The organism is Prescottella subtropica (genome assembly GCF_005434945.1).
In the GTDB taxonomy this organism is placed as follows: Bacteria; Actinomycetota; Actinomycetes; order Mycobacteriales; family Mycobacteriaceae; genus Prescottella; species Prescottella subtropica.
In genome coordinates this window covers 44,878-64,714 of the sequence record NZ_SKCH01000021.1, presented here as the reverse complement: position 1 = coordinate 64,714, position 19,837 = coordinate 44,878, and the positions used below count along the sequence as shown (strand labels likewise).

The window sequence follows — 19,837 nt, the reverse complement described above, 5'->3', positions numbered from 1 at the left end:
AGGGCGCAAGACCGTCGAGGTGGTGTATCTGATCACGTCCGCCGACCACATCGCGGCACCACCACACGTTCTCGCCGGCTGGATCCAGGGGCATTGGGGCATCGAGAACCGTCTGCACTGGGTTCGGGACGTCGCGTTCGCCGAGGACCTTTCCCAGGTCCGCACCGGACAGGCTCCGCGGATCATGGCAACCTGCCGCAGCCTCGCGATCGGTCTGCTCCGACTTGCCGGCTGGGCCAACATCGCCGAAGGGTTACGCCACCATGCCAGGCATCCGGATCACGCTGCTGCACTGGTCCTGACCTGAGGAAATGCGACTATTCCGGGGCCCTGGGACTTGACCCCGTCCAAGGTTCGGTATCGTATGCCCTGGCATGGAGCAGGGCGGCTGTGGGCCATCAAATCTGGGGATGAAGTGCAACAGAAGAACCATTCGGTGAGTCGGCCGCGTCGAGCCTCAATCCAGTTCGGGACGATTGCCGCTATCGCAGTTGTGACGTTGGGCGCGTGCGCAACCGGCAACGACACCAGTTCTCCATCTTCGTCGACACCAGCCGCAGAGTCCTCGGCAACCGGCGTCCCAGCCGTCACGCCAAATCCGTGCACACAGATGGTCAGCGAGTGCGAACCGATAGCCCTGGTCGATCTCGATGGGTCCGGGAAGCCGGCAGCGGTGGCAATCACCTCCGGCCGCCAGCCGTACCTGACAGCAGTCACCGATGACGACCAGAGACGGACAGCCGTCGTGGACATCGACCCAGAAATACTGATCGCCCCTGCCGAACCTTCCGAGTTGGCCAACACGATCGCCTTCTACGATCTCGACGGTCGACCAGGCGCCGAAATCGTTGTTCCTGTCGGCACACGAGGCGCGACCTCGGTGTTTCAGGTCTTCGCTCTCCGGGATGACGAACTGCGTCTTGTATCCCCGCCCGGCGACACCCTCAACATCACACTGGGGATGGGGTTCTGGACGTTCCCCGGCGATCGGATTTTGGCCCGCGCCATGTGCCGCGATGGCGGGCTCACTCTCGGAAGCACGGAGATGCCCACACCGCAGCTCGGCCGGGAAATCGACTTCACCTCGCGACTCGACGGCCCGAAGATAGGTGAAGCCAGCGAGTGGATCGTCGCCGGCCAGGCCCGCACGGTTGACCCCGCAGCAATCACTGACATGTCCGTCGGACAAACACATTTCAAATGCGACGACGTCCGCGTCGAGTCGCTACTGGGGAGCAACGCGCCGCTGACGCCCTCGACGCAGGGCTGCGATGACAGTGCAGACATGTCGACCGTCGTAGAAGCTGCAATCGCCTCGCTCCCCGAACCTCCCGTAGGGTCGTGGCAGACAGATACTGTCGGCTCTGAAGAGCTCAGGACATGCAAGCGCCTGGATTACTTCACGATCACCACCGACATGCCCACTAATTCCAGTCCGGTGGCGGTGCTGCTGTTCCGCGACGGCGTCTTCGTTGGTCCCGCCTCGTCGTGCTTCGCTCCGATCGAGACCGTTCAGTCCGATGGGAGTGACGCCGTCTCTGTGGTCTACCGCTACCCGGAAGCAGGTGAAAGCAACGCCGCTTCGTCAGGCCGAGCGAAGTTCACCTACACCTGGCAAGACGGCGAGGTCGTTAAGACAGGAACCGCACCAGATCGTCTCACACAACTTTTGAACTGCACCCCCTAGCTGTGTGAGGCGGTGACGTTGGTGACGCAGGTTTTGAGCCGGGTCGCTGGCGGCCGGTTCCCGGCAGCAGTGTGGGGCCGATGGCAGGTGTAGTGAACGTTCCAAACTGCGAGGGCCTCTAATGGGGCTGCTGCACGGTTCACGGTGTGCTGGCGCAGGCCGGGCGGCGCGGATCGAGATGACACGCACGTTCCAGCTCGATCGTCGTTCCAGTTCGATCGTCATCGAGTCGACTGTGTCGCGCCCCGGCGGTGTCGGAATCCGCTGTCGCCAGCCTCGCGGTATCCGCTTCGCGCTCGTATCAGCGGGCCCCGGTCGGTGATGGTGTCGATCAGGTCGGCCGGGGCGCGGCCCAACTCCTCGACCCGGTCGGGGTCGGTGATGCGGCGGCGGCCGATACTCACATACGCGCGGGCGGTGGCCGGCCACCGCCCGGGTTGTGGGCGCAGATCCCGGTGACGGCCGGGGTCTGCCAGGGCGCGTCCGGGCTGCTCATCACGATCTCCTCCCCTACGCGGCAGGACCGTCCCCACCACAACTACACAGTCAGATGCAGCCCGCACACGGAATGTTTCCGACGACGCTGTGTCGGCACGGACGACACCCCACGAACGGGCCCGCCGCCTGCGGCACTCCCCCGCCGGCGAACACCTGGCGCGGTCCTTCCAGACCATGGAGCAGGGGAGGGACTACGGCAGAATCGTTTCTATGACCGCACCTGCTGACCTCGTGACCCGGTTCGGGGAGTTTCTGGTCTACCGGAGTACGAGTAAGCCGTCGCCGGCGACGGTGAAGGCGTACCGGCAGGACTTCGAGGCGATCACCACGCTGCTCGCTGCGGCGGCCGGTACCGGCGTCGACCAGTTGACGTGTGCGGTCGTGGACAAGGAGCGGATGCGGGCGGCGTTCGCGGCCTACGCGCGGTCGCATTCGGCGGCGTCGATCCGGCGGTGCTGGTCGTCGTGGAACACGCTGTGCGACTACCTGTTCAGTGTCGATATGGTCGTGGCGAACCCGATGTCGGCGGTGCTGCGGCCGAAGATCCCCAAGACGGTCCCGAAAGCATTCGACACCGAGTCGGTGGAACGACTGTTCGCGGCCCTGGCCACACCGGACGACGGGAACCGGCGGGCATGGCAGCAGCGGGATCTGGCGATCGTGCTGACCGCGCTGCTCACCGGTTGCCGGCTCTCCGAGTTGGTGGTGATGAACCTCGGGGATCTGCGGGACACCGACACCACCGGTGCGGTGAAGGCGATCACGGTGCACGGCAAGGGCAACAAGCAGCGTGTCCTGACCGCCGAACCCGCCCTGGTGGAGGTGCTGACCGCGTATCTGCAGTCACGGCTCGACCGGTTCCCCGGGGCCGGGAAGGTGCGCTTCTCCCCCACCGATTCGCCGTGGCAGCGGCTACGCGCGCGGGATCCGTTGTTCGTCGGCGCCGACGGGGACCGGATCACCGGCCCGACGATCCAGTACCGCGTCGAACGCGCCTACCGGCGCGCCGGAGTCAACGGGCAGCGTGCGAAAGGCGCTCTCGTGCACCAGTTGCGGCACACGTTCGCGACCTCGTTGGCGGACGCGAACGTGAACATCTACACGTTGATGCGGCTCCTCGGGCACGAATCGATGACTACCACCCAGCGGTACACCCAGGGTGCCGGTAAGGACACCCGCACCGCCGCCGGCCGTAATCCGGTGTACCGGATCCTCGAACAGGCGACACCACGCGGCTGAACGGGCTCGGTCGGTGGTTCCTCCGCCCCGCGGTTCCTCGGGCCCGCTGCCAGCAGGAGTTGGTGGCGACGAGGTCAGGCGTTGTCTTCCCGTCGAGCGTAGAGCCGCGCGAGGCCTTCGAAGCCTTCGGGGACGGCTTGCCCGAGTGGCCGGAATATCCAGTCGGTGCCGCGACGGTGCAGGTCGCCGAGTAGCGCGGCGGTGTTGGAGACAGGCGTTACCGCGTTCGGGAGGTCGTAGCGGGCGAGTTCGGTGCCGGTGTCCTGGGACAGGACGCGGATGAATACGTCGCGAACCTGGTCGAAGGAATGCTGACGGAACTGCGCGTCGTGGATCGATACGGGGAACACGATCGATGTGATGTGCTCCGAGACCGCCGTGAGGTCGATGGTGAAGACATGGTCGTTGTCGCTGGCGCCAGCTTCGTTACTGGTGAGAGTGATCGCGCGGTCGGGGGATGTGCGGTTGGAGTAGTAGACGAAGTCGCTGTCTGTGGGGGCCTTCCCGTCAGTGCCCAAGGCGATCGCGAACGCGTCGACGTCGTAGTCGTCGGGGCTGGGCAGGATCCACCCAATCTCGACTGTCACCGCTGTGACGCCGGCAGCAGTCTTGGTCAACGACAGCATCGCTCCCGCCGGCAGGGTCACACTCATCCGAAGCCTCCTATTTCGACAGTGGTCGGTGCCGACCGTATCGGTCCAGCGTGGCTGCCTTGGTCAGCCTGCAGATTTCCAGCGGGGTTCGTCGAGGGCGCTTGTCTTCTGGGCGTGGATCCGGTCGGCGGGTGCTGTGGGATTGACAGGCTAGAAGGTGACGTAGTCGTTGTACTGGGGGCAGTACGCGAGCACTGCCAGTCCGACGAAATCCTGGGCGTTCGTGCGCGATTGCCCTGTTGTCTGCTGGAAGACGTCGACGATCGCTTGCAGGGAGTTGACTGGGTCGGATCCGACTTTGCTGCACGCCGTTTTCGCGGCGCTGATCGCTGCGGAGGGGGACGCGTAGGAGATCCCGAACTTGTCAAGGGACTGGAAGAATGCGCCGTCCATCTCGGAGAACCCACCCCGGCTGCTGCCGGTGGACGTTGCTGCCTCCGGCGTCGGCGACACCGACTCTTCGGCTGTCGTCGGTGACGGCGTCGTCGTCGACCGGGACACCGGTACCGACGCCGTTGACGACGTGCCGGTGTCTCGGTTCACGACGTACACGATCCCCCAGATTGCGCCCGCGATGACCAGTGCAAGTACCAACAGCTTCCGGAACGCCTGGAGTTCAGCCGATTCCTTCGGCCTGCTGGATCCCTTGGACGGCACGTCGGACTGACCCGACTCACCGCCGACAACGGTCGGCGGTACTTGCAGCCAGGCCTGATCGAACTGGCCATGGGTGGGATCCGGTGGGGTGTGAGCGGGCCCGAACTGTGTGGTGCAGTGGAAGCATCGGTCGTCGTCGAAGAGTTGTTTGACTGCCCGCTCGCAACGAGTGCACCGTGTGATCATGTCGTCCTTCCGAAATCCATTTGATACGAGAAGGTCGACCCCACAGATTCTGGCTGTCTGCTCCCCAACTCGCCCATCAATCGGCAGGTCAACACCTGCCGTTACCGACAGCCGGTGGGGTGCGTCAGCCAACGACGATCAGGCGGCGATGTCGTGGCGGATGTTGTCGAGGACGCCGGTGACCGCGGTGTGGGGGATGCGGTAGGTGTGGGAGCGTCGGATGGTGCGGGCGGCCCGGTCGGCGGCCTCGTTGTGCCGGTTCCCGGCGTGTCCTTTGACCCATTCGATGTGCACGTCGCGGCCCGTGGCTGCGCGACGGATGCGGCGGTGACGCTGGAGATGTGGCTGTCGGTGCGTAGGTCGCGGCGCCGGCGACGGTGGGAGAGTTCGTCGCTGCTCATCGACAGCAGGCGGACCGCGTCACGGTTGTCGGCGCGGATCGTCAACGCCTGCACCGGGTATTCGCGGACGGCGAGTTCGATGGCGAGGAGTTCGGCGACGAGGGGGTCGTTGGGGGCGTCTGGGTCGAAGCGGGTGTGCAGGTTGCCGCTGGTGGTGGCGGCACCCATTCCGGCGCCGGGGCGGGTCGCGGACACGGAGCCGTCGGTGTAGACGGTGACGTGCTGGCGGCGCAGTCGTTCGAGGGTGCGGTGTTCGTGATCGGTGAGGTCGCGGTCCCAGTCGTCGATGACGTCGGTGGACTGGGCGTAGACGGCCGCGAGTCGGGCGCCGAGCCGGTCGTAGAGGTTGGTCGCGAACGTCGCGTGGGGAAACGAGTCGGCGACGTCGATGAGGTTGCGGCGAACGGTGTGGTCGCCGATGTAAACGAGGACGTCCCGGCCGGTCTGTTCGGCGAGACGGTAGATCTCGTCGAACGCGTCGAGGATCCGGATACGGGTGTCACCAGCAGCGGTCAGATAGCGGCGCAGGATCGGGGTGTCTCCGTCGCAGAGCAGGGCCACGACCAGATGGTGGAAGGTTCCGTCGGAGCGGAGACGGTCGACCGCGCGTACGGCCGCGGTCAGTGTCCCGGCCGGGGCAGGCGGGGCGGGATGGGTGTGTAGGTGCAGGGGTGTCGGGGCATTCATCATCGGTCCTTTTCGAGGAGTGTTCTCGTACAGGAGTGACGGTAGAAACCTCGGTTACGGGGCGCGGCACCACAAGGCGCATAAGACTGGAACATGCTGCAGCACACGAATGTTCGTGTGCGCGTAGATGTGTGTCTGGTGGTGTGGCGGTTCGTGGTCAGGTGGCGTCGTAGGCGACCCAGAACCGGGCCCGCAACAGGTAGCGAATGTTCTCGTCGAGGTCGTAGCGTTGCATCACGTCGGATGCGTCGAGCAGCAGGGCACGGTCGATGTCACGAGGAATCGAGGGGCGGGCACGCTCGAGGTCAAGTTTGTCGTCGGCTGACGCGCTTTTCCGGAACGCGGCCAGCACCCGGGCCACCACGTCGTCGACGAGGAGGTCGTGTTCGTCGGTGGGGTCGTCGTATCCGGGCCAGATGCGCGCCGGGGCGCCGGTCGCTGAACTGTAGGCGAGCACACTCCCCTGCGGCTGCGGCTGCGGTCGGGGCGTAGGTGTCGGAGTGGCCGCCGGCCGCGGAACTGACGGCACCGACACGACGGTGGCGATGTCACCGGGGGTGGGTACGGCAGGCCGAGCAGCGGCAACCAGCGCAGGTGACGGCGCAGGTTCCACCGCGGCAGCGGCGGCCGGCGGTTCGGCAACAGCGGGCGCGGTGCCGGAGGTGGGTTCCGGGATCAGTTCGGGTGTGGGGGCCCGGTCGACCTTGACGACCGCGGCATCGACCACCGCCCCGTCGATGAGGTCGAGTTCGTCGGCGGCCCGCACCAAGTGCCGACTCATCCCGTGCGGGGTGCCGGCGGCGTTCGGGACGGCCAGAACCACCACCTCGATACCGTGAACCTGGGCTTCCTCGACGGCTTCGGTGAGATCGCCGTCGCCGGAGACGAGGAAGAACACATCCGAGGCGTTATTGCGGGCGTGCGCGACGAGATCGAGTCCGATCCGCAGGTCGACACCCTTCTGTTCCCCGTCCACCCCGAACCGGCCCAACCGGAGTTTCACCTTCGGCAGCTCCCCGATCCGTTCCTGCCGTGCGTCCGGGATCCCGTTGCGGGCCGAGTCGTACCAGTGCACCCGCAGCACCGGCAGCCCCGCCCGGGCGCCGGCGGCATCGATCAGGGACTGGATCAGCGCGGCGTAGTCGACACGGATCCCCCCGCGTAGCGATGTGCCGGTGACCCGGGTGGCCGCGGACGCGAGGAGGTAGCCGGCATCGATGTACAGGGAGCAAGTGGAACGCACGCGCCCCACTATGACAGCGCCGACCGCCCACTCCCGCATCGAGCGGTCGGCACCCCCAGCTCGCTACCGCCGCGGCACCGCGCGCACGATCAGGACCGGCTCACCCTCGAGCATCAACCGGTCGACGGCCTCGTCCGGGGTCTCCCCCGCTCCGGGGTCTTTGTCGCGAGGCAAGGCCAGCGCCAGATGGAACGGGGCCAGGGCGGCGCGGATGCGGTGCGGAAGGGCCTCGATGTCGTCGATTTCGGCGGGGTCAGCGCCGATGCTGACGGTCGCCTCGCGGGGGGCGTCGATACCGCTCACATGCACTGCTGCGACCACGTTCAGGCTGGTCTCAGCGAGGGCGGTGCGGGCGCTGTCGGCGCGGGCGATGGCGGCCAGGTAGCTGGTGACGATGTCCCGACTGAACGCCGGAGCCAATGCGCGAGCGATCTCCGCCGCCGACGCACCGGCCCGGAACTCCCGGACGGCAGCCTCGACCAGGAGGCGCTTCTCGGCGAGGTAGTTGTCTAGTTCAGTTCTGATGTCCATGTCGGTCACATTACGGGTGCACTGAATTATGTTCGGACTGGATTCAGTGCGCGGGAGACGTTCGTGATCAACCGTCGGCCGCTCTCTGCTCATTCGGAGGCCGTTCGGGTGCTTCTGCGGCAGGTGACCGGAACCGGGGTTTCTACAGTGGCAGCGCATCACCAGTCCAACCGCGCGATGCGGGCAACCACGTAGGGAGCTGCAATGACTGCACCGGCAACGGCGTACACCGAGGAGAGCCGACGACTGTTCCTGCGGTCGGTCGCGAACAAGGTCGACGAGGTCGCTGACGCCGCGAGCATCGGCCCGTGGCTGCTGTCACAGACGATCAACGACGCCATCCAGGTCGCCCCGGCCCCGGACAACACCGAACGGCATCTGTGCGGGCTGATCGACCCCAATGACGCCCGCGCTGCGGTGGCAGCGGATCCAGCGAATCTGCGGTCGCTGGCGTACGTGATGCGGGAAGCGGCGACGAACCCTGCGACACCGCCACTGATCATCGACGGGTTGTGCGATGTGGCGCAGCGGTGGGATACGGCGATGCTGCTGCGATGCTCCGGCGTTCTGCATGTTGCTCCCCCAGCCCCGGCGGCAGCTCCCGCCCCTGTTGCGGCGCAGCCCACCCCCGCTCCGGCACCGGCACCGGCTTCCGAGGCTCCGCGGCCTGCCGATGGTCCTCCTGCCCCGGCATCCGTTCCAGAATCGGTGCCGGTTGCGGCAGCGCCGGCACCGGAGGCGTCCTCGACTCCCGCCCCAGCCGATGCACCGGTCGCAGCGCAGCCTGCTCCGGAGCCGGCACCGGCGTTGGTCGAGCCCCTTCCGGCTCCGGCGCCCGAGCCGACACCCGCACCCGCATCTGCGCCTGTTGCTGAACTGGCGGCACCTGCCGCACCTCCAGCTACCCCTGCACCTACACCTGTGGCTGCAGCTACGCGTGCACCTGCCCGCAAGTCCGCCGGGGCGCGGAAGAAGCCGGTCCCGGTCGCGGCCCCGAATGCAGCGCCGGCGAAGGGGACTGGATCGGCTACTGCTCCGGCGAAGGCAGCGCGGAAGACGACCAAGGCCGCTGCTCCCGCGCAGCCAGCTCCCGCACCTGCGCCGGCGCCTGCGTCGACTCCTCCTGCTGCTGCCGACGATGTCGACGATGTGTGGGGATAGCCGATGCCGCCCCGTGCCCGCGCCCGCAGTACCGGCCGCACGAAGACATCCCGGAAGGCCGCGCCACCGGAGATGCCGGTAGCCGGTGCGGGTGAACGGATCTGGGTGCTCGAGGGCGTCCCGTTCCGGACTACCCCGGTCGGGGCCCGCTACTACTCGGGGATCCGGGCTCACGCGTTCGTCGGGCGTCACCTCCCGGATCATCTGGCGGTGTTCGCGTCGAAGCCGTACGGCTACACCCGTTGGGTCGAGGACGATCTCAACGGGGTGCGCGGCGGCGGGGCGCAGGCCGCACCGAAAGCGCCGCGGCCGATGCAGATCGACGGCGCCAAGGTCATCGCTACCGCCTACAAACAGGGGTTTCGCGGCATCCTCCTCGGCGACGAGATGGGGTGTGGCAAGACCGGGACCGCAGTGTTGGCGGCGAAGGCGATCTGTCTTCTCGGGGGTGGGTCCACGATTCTGGTGACGGTCGACCGGCCGGCGCAGATCACGATCCCCGCCTGGCGTAATGCGATCGCCTCGTTCGGTGGTGACGGCGGTTTCCGGTGGCTGATCATGTCCCCCGACCAGCTCAAGAAACTCCTGGCCCGCAACGGGCAGCCGCGGATCCACTTCGATGTCGTCATCAACGACGAAGCCCAGCAGTTCCGGCACGTCACCACCGCCCGCACCCAGTACATGCGGCGGATCAACAAACTCGCTGCCCCACCGGGGAAGGCGCCGTTCGTGATGTCGCTGACTGCCACTCCCGGGCATCATCCCGGCGAGTACACCTATCTGTCGTCGCTGCTCGCGCAGATTCACGGTGAACCGCCGGCACGGTGGGCCGACCTTGGTGCCCGGCTGGCCGAGCTGGGGTTGCCGTTGGAGCCGGGGTGGGAGAAGGGCAAGTGGCAGTGGACACCGGCTGCGAAGGAATCCCAGGCGCTGCAGAACAAGGCGGTCACTGTGGTGCGGGAATGGATGGAAACCACCCACCCGCCGGTGCTGCTGCACCGTGACGCCCCGTGGGGTCCGGCCCCCATCGACGGACTGCCCGTCGATTTCACTGCCGAGCAGTGGGCGTCCTACAACCAGGACTGGGGTGAGTTCCGGGCCGAGATGCGGCTCGCACGCACCGGGAAGGACACGGCTCGAGGTCGGGCCGCGTTGATGCGATTCCGGCAGAAAGCGAGCCTGCTGCGGGCCCCGCAGACCGCCGAGTTGGTGGCCGCGACCGTCGAACGCGGCTACCAGGTGCTCGTCGCGGTCGAGTTGACCACCACCGCCGCCGACCCGGTCGCCGATCTGCTCGAGGAACAGGGTGTCGCTGTGTCCCGCATCTACGGTGGCGGTGACCTCGAATACGAACGCATGCGTTTCCAGCGTGGCCGCAGCCAGGTGGTGGTGTTCAACACCGCGTCGGCGATCAATTTGCAGGCTGGGGAGATGTTCGCGGACGGCAGCCGGGCGACGACGACACCACGGGTCGGGTACTTCCATCAGCCCCGCTATTCGGGGATCGCGGCCCGGCAAACCATCGGCCGCGCGCACCGGGACGGGCAGGTGTGCCCATGGTCACTGATCTACGCCTCAGGGACGGTCGAGGAGGCTGCCGCGAGGACGATGATCGACCGACTGTTGGTCACCTCGACCAGCGTCAACGGTGATACCAGCGCGTTGGCGGCGATAGCGAAGTTGTTCGGTGCAGACTGGCTCCCCGTTACAGTGCTTGAAGATTGAACCGATCAAGAACACGCCCACGGATACCTGGTACTTGACCGGCTGACCTGCACAACTATGATGAGTGCACCCCTCCTGGTGGGGGGTACCTGAAAACGTGGGAGCTGACCGACGGCTTCGTCAGGTTGCCCCGCGTCGTGCCTCCGTTGGTGAGGCTAGTGCATCTCCGATACGCGTAATGGCCCGCTCCGGCGGGCCATTCGCATATCCGGGACACGACACGACCCGCCGATGACCGGAACCCGCCCCGCCACAATGAACGGACCCCTCGTCGAAAGGTGCCGTTCCATGTGCAAGGCCAAACCGGGCCGCCGCTGCCCCAGATGCCGCGCCGCCGCCTTGACGGCACAGCGGAACACGGTCCGCCGCCTGCACTCCAAGGTCCAAGCCCTCACCCCCGGCACCGCCGAACACACACAGGCCACCCACGAGCGAGACCTCGCCGCCCGCGAGATGATCATGCGGCAAGCGGACCTCGACTCCACCGAGGAAGCCCGCGTGAACCTCGCCGCCGACATCGAAGCACGCCTCGCCGCCGACCCCCGGGACAAGGAAATCCCCGGCCTGTCGAAGCGGCTCATCGAAGGCCGGCTGATGGAGGCGTACCGCCGCGACCAGATTGCTGCGATGCCACCGAAACCCACCCACCCCGCAGCCCTCGACGCCTACAAGGAACTCGGCGACGCCCGCTACGACATGGCCCGCTGCCGACTACGCATGGACATGAACAGCGGAGACCAACGCGAATGGGAGCATTGGGCCCGCCGCCACTACGAAGCGGCCGAGAACGCGAACATCGCCGCCTCCCGCATGCACGTCATCGAACAGTCCGGCGACCCGAAAGCATGGGCAGATCTGACCGACGCCGAACGCCACCAGATGCGCGTGCAGACGGCGGCGGACGGCACCTTCTCCACCCCGGCCGCGCCCCGCGCCCTCGACGACGTCCTCCACGACTACGCCGACCGGCAGGACGGGTTCGTGCCGATCCCTGACGCTCTCGCCCACGCTGCCCATCCCCCGTACACCCCTGCCGGCTCCACTGCCGCCGCGGCGGCAACGCCTGCAGCACCGGATGCGGCCACCGCGACGGCCACCGATAACGACACAACCGAGGGGACCGGACCCGCCTCCACACCCACACCAGCCGGCGCAACCCGCAGTCAGGCAGCCGCCCAGAAGAAACGCCGCAGCGAACGCCGCCGCAGCGCCCGACAACTCCTCGCCTCGATCCGATCCACCGCCAACAAACTGAACCCCGACCGGCTGGCATCGAAGACAGGACTGAACACATCCGCAGGTAGCGCCCCGCACGGAGACTCCCTCGACTGCACCGGCATGCTGTTGCTGATGGAATTGCTGCCCACCAAGTGAAGGAGACCTACCCTCGTGCTCTTGCGTAGAACGGCCCCCGCCGTCGCAGTTCTCGGCGCCGCCGCACTCGTGCTGACCGCCTGCGGAGACAGCAACGACGACACCCCCGCGGCCACCGAAACCACCACCACGACGACAACCGCGCCCGGCAACACGCTGCCGGTCGGTGGCGCCAACCTGCCGGAGCTGACCCAAGCCCTGGCCGGCGACCCGTGCAGCACGCAACTCACCGACCCGGTCACCGCACTGATCACCTACCAGTACGGCAAGCTCGGACACCCCACCAGCGACATCACCGTCACCACCAAGCCCGGCGACGGGCCCGGAACGATGAAGGGCTGCACCTTCACCATCGCTGGCGCCGCCGCCGACTGGACAGTCCCTACCATCACGGTCGCGACACTGGCCGCCGAATCCAACCCGCTGTCAACCACCATCGATGCCGGCAAGATCGCGGCCATCGAACCGGCCCCGGCAGGCCTCGATATCCGCAGCGGATGCAACGAATCCGATGTGCTCATGCCGAAGCCCTGCACACAAACGCGGATCGCCTACGACCAGGCCGGACTGCAGATCGAGACGATGCTCGCAGAATCCGGGAAGACCTTCAAAGACACCGCCGACATCGGCCGCGACCGACTCGACACCGGATACCGCACAGTCACCCCAACTGACGTGACCCCGCAGTTCCAGGTTTCACAGACCTCACTCGTTGGCGACGACTGGACCATGCGCGCCCGCATCGCAACACGCGGATTCAGTGACGCGTCCGCGCCGATCGACGCCTACACCGTCCAGGCGATTGTCACCGGTAGCGGAGATCCAGCCGAGGACAAGACTGCTGCCGCGCTGACGAAGGACATCAGTTCCTATCTGGGGAAGAACACGCCGAAGATCGAACGAGGCGCCAGCATCCGCTGACCCCTCACAGAACGGAAGGAACCTGCTGTGCTGCAACTACTCCTCGGACTCGGCGCCGTCGCGATGACCGTCTCGCTGGTGCGGGCGGTATGGACAGCCGGCGCCGCCCGTTCCCTGCTCTACCTGCTCGCCGCCCTGGCCCCGATGTCGCTGACCTACTTCGGCTGGAACGACACCGAAGGCGGCATGTGGGTGGCGTGGCCGTACTACGTTGTTGCGACCGCGGTACTGGCCCGCCAACTCACGCTGCTGTCCCGTCGGCTCCCCGCCGCTACCCGCCGGGAACAGGTCGCCACCTGGGCAACTCCTGCGACGCCAACTGCACCCGCCGCGGCACGGTTCATCTGACCTTCCCGGCCACCACGCTGTCCACCATGTAGGTGCCAGCGTGGTGGCCGGATCTGTTGGTGCCGCAATGCAATCGGCCACTCGACACGATGAATCCGCAACGTCCACCGACAGACAGGATTCGATGATCATGTCGAACACCACCACCGACACCGCGGCTGCCAACTACCCGGCACGTCACGCCCTGCTCAAGCTGATCGAGGAGCGCCGCCAACTGACAGAGCGGGTCGACGCCGCCGCCATCACCGCCCTCCGTGAGCACGGCGCCCTGCGCTACCCCGACGCGACCACGCTGCTCCTCGACTCGAACGGCTACCCCGACGAGTACGTCCTGCATTCCGTGCTCACCGGCGACGGCTCCCCGGCTGCTGGCAACGCCAATCTCGCCGAAGACGACGACCTGCACGATGTGGTGGGCAACTTGCCACGCACCGCCATCCGCTACGACAAGGCCGCGAACCTCTGGAAGGTCGCCCTGCGCTGACAGAATGCCTGACACCACGATCCAGGAGTACCTCAGTGACCACCAACCCTTTTGAAGGCAATCTCACGCCTGCAATCGAGCAGCGCATCGCCGCAGTAACTGTGAACGATCTCAACACGTTCGCGAACCGCTTGGGATCGAACCAGTGGTCTTCCCGACGGCTCGACGACACGAAGTTGCCCGCCGATCTACGTGATCGGGCCCACCTCTATGAGTCCACACGGGCCAAGGTGGGCAGCTTCAACGGCTTTCGGGACATCACCCGCTACGCCTCGGCGATCCTTGCGATCGGCGGCGGATTCCCAACGCTGGCGTATCTTGCCCAGCCAAGCTCTGGACTGCTGATCGCGGGCGTGACGCTGTGGATTCTCGCAGCCGGAATCCTGCTTGTCGGCTACCTAGTTTCCCGTGACCCAGTCCGGTTGACGACTTGGGAGCGAGGTCAGATCGTCGACGCCACCCGGATCTTCACGCTGCCGTTAACTGCCGCAGGAGTGCGTCAGCCGAAGTCTGACCCGTACGGAACTATCGCGACTATCCGCCAGCAGTGGATGAGCGGACAGCCGCGTCGTGAAGCGCAATTGGTGTATGTCGCGGCCGCGATCATCGACGACATCCAGGGTTCTCCGGCATGGAAAGATCCAGTATTTGACACCCAGCGTGTACGGCTGGACCTGACTATGGCACGTCGGGAGATCTTCGAGCATGCCGCGCAGATGTGGAAGATCGACTCGGCTGTCATCCCTCCCGCGAGTCAGGAGTCCGCGGTCCACGCCCAGTGGCAGCGGCACCGCGAGACTGTCGATGACGCGTGGACTGCACTCGTGGCCCGAGTTGGTGCGCTGCACGTGTATCGAGAGGGAATGCTGCCAGTCGAGGCGATCTTGCAGGATCTTGCTGCGGTGCAGAGTCTGACCACAAGCGCCAACCGGATCAGATGTCTCGACGATCTGTTCACCGCTACTGCGAAAGCGCAGCTTGAGACCGCGCAAACTCGTCGGCTTACCGACGAATTGCCCGAGATGGCTGCGAATCTGCAGGCGCAACTAGATTTTCTGCGCACGGGGGCGATCCACATGTCGGCGCTGGCCACACCGCTGCCGGTGACCGCTAACTGATTGGTTCCACTCTCGCGTTCGGGGTGCCACACGATGGTGTGGCACCCCGAACGCCTGTATGGGGTGGCATCGAACCTAGCCTTCCTGCCCAGCCGTATCGTCTCGCTCCGGTGGGGTTCGAGCGCAGGTAATTCCACGAGCTGCTGTCAGTCCTGGGCGGAGCTGGGTCGGTGCGCTGAACCGTTTCGGCCCCGCACCTGCGGGTGGGGTGCGGGGCCGAAACGGTTGAGGGCTGCTTTTCCACCAGGGGTTTGAGATCGAATACCACTGGTGGAACGACTGCTACATCTTCGGTGGCAGGAGGTAGTCGACGACGACCGCCAGGTCCGCGAGGAACGCCTCGGACTTCCCTAGAGTGGGCAGGGTCTGCAGGTAGCCGGCGATGTGCGGTCCGGCAACCACGTGGACGTCGGCGGTGTAGCCAGCTTCGGTGGCTACCTGCATGATTCCGCTGTCGGTGTCCATCACCGCACCGTGCACCGCCAACACCACCGGGGTGACCAGACGGTCCTGCGGCATCGCCAGCAGATCGTCGATGCACGCGGCCTCGAACATCGACGATGCCGCCAGCGGGGCTGCGTCGCGGCCGTTGAGTTCCCACCCGCTGCCCGCTGCGTCGGTGGCCCCGAACAGTTCGAGGACACGCAGCCGTTCCGGCGATGCCGCACTGTCCGCACCCAGGTAGGTGAGGGTGCCACTGCGGTGCTTCGTGTCGATGAGCAGGACACCGGCCGGGCCGATCACGACATGGTCCACGTCAGCGTTGGTGCCGGGCAGCGACCGGGAGTGCAGCACAGTCCATTCCGGCCCGAGCGTGGACAACTCGGCTGCGGTCTTCTGCTCGGCGCTGATACCGGCCTGCAGGTTCGCCGACACCATATCCGGTGGCGGCACGAGCCCGATCAGGGTGCGGGCGAGGTTGCTGCCGGGGTTCATCGGGATACCCGACCGGCGTGAGGCGCGGCGGGCCGTCAGCCAGGCCCCGATGTTGACGGCCGCCGCACTCGCGATCACAGCGACAGCGACAGCGACGGTGACCGCGACACCCGCTCCTGCAGCCCCGGCCGCGGCGAGGGCCGCGGGCACACACCACTGGGCGGTGATCGCGGCGGGAGTCCGGGGGAAACGCAGCCGCCGGGACGTGCCGATCACCCAGGTAGAAGCGGCGATCGCGGCGACCGCAGCCAGTTGCCCCCACCCGAGATCGAATCGGGCACCCACCAGCAGAGTGACGGCCGCGGCAGCGGTCATCGACGCCACCATCACCGCCGCCCCGTACCAGGTGACCGCATAGTTCAAGCCGGCGACCGCGAGGACCGCCACCGTCAGCGTCCACACCCCAGCCTCGGCGTCACACACGAATCCGGTGACGATCGCGCCGACCGCGAGCGCGACGAGCACGACCGCGGACACCACGATCGCTGTCCGGCTGCGCCGGAACCGCGCCTTGTCGCGTTCGATGCCGCGGAGGCTGCGGGCAGCCGACTCGACCGGGTCGTTCACCGGCCGCGCGCGGGCGCGGCCGGTGTCGTTGATGCTGTTCACGATGGTCACGGTAGTTACCACCTTTCCGTTGTTGACCAAGTGCGGGGCGTTGCGTGCAGGGCGATCAGGGGCTGCTTCTCGAGCCGGTCCCAGCCGCGGCTCGCGCACGCCCACCAGTTGCCGCCGATACCGACGACGTCACCGACCGACAGGGAACGCAGGCCGTGAACCTGCCGGTAGGCGACCGCCGCCTGGGAGGTTTCACCGATGTTGAACTCATCGAACAGCACTGCGAGGGCCTTCTCCGTGGAGAGCTCGGAGGGCAGCTCGGCGCGGAACACGACCGCCATCGGATGCTGGTCGCGGTAACCGTGGAAGAACACCATCGAGCGGCCTTCGGTGTCGACTGCCGTGTTGTGCAGGATCGTCGCGGTCTGCGTGCTCATAGGGGCCTCCTCAGGTCCGGGTGGGTTGTTGCGAGCAACGCTACGAACCGGGTTCGAGGAGTGCGGCACGACGAAAACCGGGCCTTCTGCCAGCGGGTTCAACGCTGCAGGATGGATGCCAATCGCCAGCCGCCGCTGGTGTTTTCCAACGCCACCACCAGGGTGAACGGTTTCAGTTTCTGTGAGGTGCGCGCGGTCGTGGTGGTCTGTTCGACCGTCATGTAGCGCAGTGCCCGATCGGTGTCCGGGGGCCGCTGCTGGGGGCTGATCATCGCGTCGGCCGAGATGAACGTGCCGGTATCGGCCCACCGCTGCCATTCCCGGCCCGGACCGGTCGGCGGCCGGTAGTCGCGGGCACCAGCGGCCATCTTCTCGGTGAGCAGCGGGGCCGCCCGCAGCATCGCCGCGTTCGGGCCCGCGTCGAGCGCCGGCAGATAGGTGTACATCGTTTCCACCGCGGCGACCGCCACCTGCTCGGGGTCGTGGACGTCGATGGTGGACGGATCGATGTCGTGGAGTTGGCTGGGGATGTTCGCGGTGGCTGTGGCGGAGTCTTCCGACGGTGCCACTGAGGATGTCGGGTCGGCTACCGGCGTGGTGCCGTCACTGCTGCTGCAGCCGGTGAGGACACCCACGCCGGCGGCCGCTGCAGCCAGCGTGGCCAGGATTCTACGCATTACCCGTACCTCCGAATGTCTTCGGCCTTCGCGAGGTCGAAGTTGTTGATGGACACGGACTGCCCGAACGTGGGGGCCTCGATCACCTTGCCGTCCCCCACCCAGATCGCGACGTGCTGGGTGCCGTTCGAGAACACCGCATCACCCGGCTGAATGTCCTGCGGGGAGATCGCCTTACCCTGCTTGACCTGCGTCCATGTGGTGCCGGTGATGGTGTTGGTGCCGCCCGAGGCTTGCGCGGTCGCGTACTCGACGAGCCCGGAGCAGTCGAAGCCGGAACCGCCAGGGTTCTGGGGGTCGGGGATCCCGGTCGTCGGGCCGTTGGAGTCCCCGCCACCCCACACGTACGGCAGGCCCATCTGCGTCATCGCGGCCGCAACGACCGCACCACCGAAACCGCCGCCACCAGAGGAACTGACGAGTTTGATGGTGTCGCTGGGGGTGGCTTGCGAGAACTTCTCGTACTTCGTGCGAACACTGGGCACGTATTCCTGGGTTTGAGTGAACGGGGGGATGCCGCCGTACGTGGTGACCGAGCCGGGGCCGCCGTTGTAGCCGGCGGCCGCGAGGTCGAGGAGATCGCCCTTCACCGCGCCGCTGGCGATGTGCGGCTTGAGGTAGTCGACGATGTAGCAGAGGTAGTGGCCGGCAGACAGAATCGAGTCGTACGGGTTGAACGGATCCGGTGCAGTCGTTCCACTCTCCCGTTTACCTGCACGGTCCAACCCGGAGTCAACTCCCCGTTCCGCCCACGTGTACGGCATGAACTGGGTCATGCCCTGCGCGCCACCGGAGTTGACGCCGTCACCCGCGCTGGTGACGTTCGGGTTCCAGCTCGACTCCTGCTCGATGATCGCCGCGATGAACGGGGGCGGGATGTCGGGGCACAGGGAGCCGGCCTGCACGATGATGTCGGCGTACTCCGGTGGCACACTGCCCGGAGTGAGTCCCATGTTCACCACACCGGATGCACAGTTCGGGTTCGCTGACGCCGACGTCAACCGCGCGGTGGCACCTTCCTGCGCGTTCGCGCTCGACCACAGTGCGGCGACGGTGTCGACCGACTGCGATTCCCATGCCGAGAACTGGTCTTTCAGGCTCACCCGTTCGGGCTGCACCCCAACGATGACGTCCCCGATCGGTTGGGTCGCCCAGTCCGGATGCTTCTCCGCGTAGCTGCCGAGCCGCTTGAAGAACTGGCCGGCCGCGTACTTCGGGTTGATCAGGTTGTCGATGTTCGACTCCCCGAGGGGCCGTTCAGCGAAGACGCCGACCGGTTCGGTCCCGTTACGGGGCCGGGAGATGAAGTTGGTGGCCTGTCCGCTGACGGCGGTGCCGATCACCGCAGCCCTCGCTGCCGGCTCGAGTCCGGATTCGCGGGCGGCTGCGATGATGGCGGCGACGTTGGCCTGCTGCTCAGAGTTCAGGGTCTGCTGCTGTTGCGCACCATCGAGCGGGTAGGGGCGCATCGCCGCCAACTCGGCGTCACTGACTGTCGTGGCCGGCCCAGCCGTGTTGGCGACCGGACTGGGCTGCGACGGTGTTCCGCCACCGCTGCCGGCGCCTGCCTTGAACTTCGACAGCCACGGCATCGGGTCGACACCCTGACCGGCAGCCCACCCTCCCGGGTACATGCCCAAGTGCAGGTGCGCGCCGGTACTCCATCCGGCGTTGCCGACGTCGGCGATGTGCTGACCGCCTTTGACCTGGTCGCCGGGCTTGACGTAGACGTGACCGTCCTCCATGTGCCCGTACAGTGAGTCGACGATCTGACCGTCGATGTCGTGGCGGATGATCACCCAGTTGCCGTAGCCGTCGGCGGGGCCAGCTTCGGTGACGACGCCGTCGCCGACCGCGTAGATGGGGGCACCGAAAATACCGGGGGCGGCGATGTCGGTGCCGTCGTGACTGTTGGTGCCGACACCGATCTCCCGGTATCCGAACGCGCTGGTGACGTTCATGTTGTGTTCGTCGAGGGGTAGCCCGAGTACCCCTGCCGCTCCCCCGGGCCCGCCCTGAGCGATGCGGGGCACGGAGAAGTCCACGCAGGAACCGTTCTGGGCGCTGCCGGCTGCCGCCATCGACCCCGAGGTGGCGCCGAGGACACCGAACATCGACAGCGCCACCATGAACACGAACATCACGGACATGCCGATCAGGGCGAGTCCCGCACCACCGAAGATCAACAGTCGGCGGGACTTCTTCTCCCGCTCTTCCTTGCTGTCAGTCGGCTTCGGGATGATCCGATACAGGAACGACGCGGTACCGCCGGTGGAGGCGGCCAGCGCGGTCTCCACCGACCGGTTGATCGCCTTA

General features: G+C 66.7%; 17 protein-coding genes and 2 pseudogenes. 9 read left to right on the top strand and 10 right to left on the bottom strand.

All coding sequences use genetic code 11. The features are described 5' to 3' along the window. Positions 1-307: pseudogene (locus E0497_RS16370) on the top strand (hypothetical protein); the annotation flags it as partial. A 366-nt stretch (positions 308-673) separates the two neighbouring features. After that, entirely contained in the window at positions 674-1,687 is a 1,014-nt protein-coding gene (locus tag E0497_RS16365) for an LppP/LprE family lipoprotein (RefSeq protein ID WP_161987436.1), read from the top strand. On the opposite strand, the pseudogene E0497_RS20625 reads toward E0497_RS16365, so the two are convergent. Beyond that, positions 1,684-1,806: pseudogene (locus tag E0497_RS20625) on the bottom strand (IS481 family transposase); the annotation flags it as partial. The gene E0497_RS16365 and the pseudogene E0497_RS20625 overlap by 4 nt on opposite strands. A 589-nt stretch (positions 1,807-2,395) precedes the next feature. Here E0497_RS20625 and E0497_RS16355 point away from each other — a divergent pair. Further along, the gene (locus E0497_RS16355) at positions 2,396-3,424 is read left to right on the top strand and encodes a tyrosine-type recombinase/integrase (RefSeq protein WP_137725856.1); all 1,029 of its coding nucleotides are present in this window, start codon (positions 2,396-2,398) and stop codon (positions 3,422-3,424) included. Between the two features lie 74 nt (positions 3,425-3,498). On the opposite strand, the gene E0497_RS16350 is transcribed toward E0497_RS16355, so the two are convergent. The 5 genes from E0497_RS16350 to E0497_RS16330 form a co-directional block, all read right to left on the bottom strand. Further along, positions 3,499-4,077, bottom strand: coding sequence for a TerD family protein (locus E0497_RS16350; protein WP_137725855.1), 579 nt, complete (start codon positions 4,075-4,077; stop codon positions 3,499-3,501). Positions 4,078-4,227: 150 nt separating this feature from the next. Then, positions 4,228-4,734, bottom strand: a complete 507-nt coding sequence (locus tag E0497_RS16345; protein WP_153269348.1) for a DUF732 domain-containing protein — start codon at positions 4,732-4,734, stop codon at positions 4,228-4,230. A 287-nt stretch (positions 4,735-5,021) separates the two neighbouring features. Next, on the bottom strand, positions 5,022-6,008 hold the full coding sequence (locus E0497_RS20895) for a ribonuclease H family protein (protein ID WP_241665933.1): 987 nt from the start codon (positions 6,006-6,008) through the stop codon (positions 5,022-5,024). A gap of 157 nt (positions 6,009-6,165) precedes the next feature. After that, positions 6,166-7,251 (bottom strand): NYN domain-containing protein, encoded by a 1,086-nt coding sequence (locus E0497_RS16335; protein ID WP_170312991.1) that lies wholly within the window; start codon positions 7,249-7,251, stop codon positions 6,166-6,168. Between the two features lie 63 nt (positions 7,252-7,314). Next, positions 7,315-7,782: a hypothetical protein gene (locus E0497_RS16330; RefSeq protein WP_137725852.1), complete on the bottom strand. Its 468-nt coding sequence runs from the start codon at positions 7,780-7,782 to the stop codon at positions 7,315-7,317. Between the two features lie 1,164 nt (positions 7,783-8,946). Here E0497_RS16330 and E0497_RS16325 point away from each other — a divergent pair. The 6 genes from E0497_RS16325 (at position 8,947) to E0497_RS16300 (ending at position 14,913) form a co-directional block, all read left to right on the top strand. Then, positions 8,947-10,668 (top strand): DEAD/DEAH box helicase, encoded by a 1,722-nt coding sequence (locus E0497_RS16325; RefSeq protein ID WP_137725851.1) that lies wholly within the window; start codon positions 8,947-8,949, stop codon positions 10,666-10,668. Positions 10,669-10,956: 288 nt separating this feature from the next. After that, the gene (locus E0497_RS16320) at positions 10,957-12,042 is read left to right on the top strand and encodes a hypothetical protein (RefSeq protein WP_161987435.1); all 1,086 of its coding nucleotides are present in this window, start codon (positions 10,957-10,959) and stop codon (positions 12,040-12,042) included. 15 nt (positions 12,043-12,057) lie between these two features. After that, on the top strand, positions 12,058-12,963 hold the full coding sequence (locus E0497_RS16315; RefSeq protein WP_137725849.1) for a hypothetical protein: 906 nt from the start codon (positions 12,058-12,060) through the stop codon (positions 12,961-12,963). 27 nt (positions 12,964-12,990) lie between these two features. Further along, complete coding sequence (locus tag E0497_RS16310; protein WP_137725848.1) at positions 12,991-13,311, top strand: hypothetical protein; 321 nt, start codon at positions 12,991-12,993, stop codon at positions 13,309-13,311. Positions 13,312-13,441: 130 nt separating this feature from the next. Next, complete coding sequence (locus E0497_RS16305; RefSeq protein WP_137725847.1) at positions 13,442-13,795, top strand: hypothetical protein; 354 nt, start codon at positions 13,442-13,444, stop codon at positions 13,793-13,795. Between the two features lie 35 nt (positions 13,796-13,830). Further along, entirely contained in the window at positions 13,831-14,913 is a 1,083-nt protein-coding gene (locus E0497_RS16300; protein ID WP_137725846.1) for a hypothetical protein, read from the top strand. Positions 14,914-15,195: 282 nt separating this feature from the next. Here the strand turns inward: E0497_RS16300 and E0497_RS16295 are convergent, their stop codons facing one another. The 4 genes from E0497_RS16295 to E0497_RS16280 form a co-directional block, all read right to left on the bottom strand. Next, positions 15,196-16,467, bottom strand: coding sequence for a nuclease-related domain-containing protein (locus tag E0497_RS16295; protein WP_161987434.1), 1,272 nt, complete (start codon positions 16,465-16,467; stop codon positions 15,196-15,198). 5 nt (positions 16,468-16,472) lie between these two features. Then, on the bottom strand, positions 16,473-16,844 hold the full coding sequence (locus E0497_RS16290; RefSeq protein WP_137725844.1) for a hypothetical protein: 372 nt from the start codon (positions 16,842-16,844) through the stop codon (positions 16,473-16,475). A 98-nt stretch (positions 16,845-16,942) separates the two neighbouring features. Then, positions 16,943-17,521, bottom strand: coding sequence for a hypothetical protein (locus tag E0497_RS16285; protein ID WP_137725843.1), 579 nt, complete (start codon positions 17,519-17,521; stop codon positions 16,943-16,945). Beyond that, positions 17,521-19,818, bottom strand: coding sequence for a peptidoglycan DD-metalloendopeptidase family protein (locus E0497_RS16280; RefSeq protein ID WP_137725842.1), 2,298 nt, complete (start codon positions 19,816-19,818; stop codon positions 17,521-17,523). Before E0497_RS16280 ends, E0497_RS16285 begins: the two co-directional genes overlap by 1 nt. Positions 19,819-19,837: the final 19 nt, after the last annotated feature.

Coding starts and splice junctions, on each gene's coding strand:
- E0497_RS16355 (WP_137725856.1), top strand. CDS start 2,396: ATGACCGCACCTGCTGACCTCGTGACCCGGTTCGGGGAGTTTCTGGTC.
- E0497_RS16285 (WP_137725843.1), bottom strand. CDS start 17,521: ATGCGTAGAATCCTGGCCACGCTGGCTGCAGCGGCCGCCGGCGTGGGT.
- E0497_RS16330 (WP_137725852.1), bottom strand. CDS start 7,782: ATGGACATCAGAACTGAACTAGACAACTACCTCGCCGAGAAGCGCCTC.
- E0497_RS20895 (WP_241665933.1), bottom strand. CDS start 6,008: ATGAATGCCCCGACACCCCTGCACCTACACACCCATCCCGCCCCGCCT.
- E0497_RS16305 (WP_137725847.1), top strand. CDS start 13,442: ATGTCGAACACCACCACCGACACCGCGGCTGCCAACTACCCGGCACGT.
- E0497_RS16290 (WP_137725844.1), bottom strand. CDS start 16,844: ATGAGCACGCAGACCGCGACGATCCTGCACAACACGGCAGTCGACACC.
- E0497_RS16325 (WP_137725851.1), top strand. CDS start 8,947: ATGCCGCCCCGTGCCCGCGCCCGCAGTACCGGCCGCACGAAGACATCC.
- E0497_RS16350 (WP_137725855.1), bottom strand. CDS start 4,077: ATGAGTGTGACCCTGCCGGCGGGAGCGATGCTGTCGTTGACCAAGACT.
- E0497_RS16320 (WP_161987435.1), top strand. CDS start 10,957: ATGTGCAAGGCCAAACCGGGCCGCCGCTGCCCCAGATGCCGCGCCGCC.